The sequence below is a fragment of the Alkalicoccobacillus porphyridii genome, from assembly GCF_007293315.1.
Taxonomy (GTDB): Bacteria; Bacillota; Bacilli; order Bacillales; family Bacillaceae_D; genus Alkalicoccobacillus; species Alkalicoccobacillus porphyridii.
On sequence record NZ_VLXZ01000089.1, the window covers coordinates 1 to 355 of the forward strand.

1 protein-coding gene is annotated in these 355 nt (G+C 42.5%); it reads right to left on the bottom strand.

Annotated features, from left to right (window positions below):
• Window positions 1-20: 20 nt before the first annotated feature.
• Window positions 21-355 (bottom strand): PTS galactosamine transporter subunit IIB (gene agaB / locus FN960_RS23635; RefSeq protein WP_143850777.1); only part of this gene is annotated, 335 nt, incomplete at its 5' end.

The following is a 355-nucleotide window of genomic DNA, read 5'->3' on the forward strand; positions in this document are numbered from 1 at the left end:
ATATTAAGGCGATTTTAGATTTAGTCAGGGATTTGTTCTTTTTGATCGCCAGGGACGTCCTGAATGAAAACATTCACGCCACGTTGTTTAATAAAACGTAAGTCCGCGAGATCCTGGTCATCGACATAAACTTTACTGCTGATTTGCTTTTTCCCTTCCGAGAAATGCATATTGCCGACGTTGACATCTTTCAGGTCAATGCCACCTTCTACCAATTTACGTACCGTTTGTGGCGTACGGCAAATCAGGAAGATCTTCTGATGCGGTGCAGCTTTGCCGATGACGTTAATGGTTTTTTCGATAGTAAAGAAACGAATGCCAAAGCCGTAGGTTTCCGCGGTAATACCCATTAATT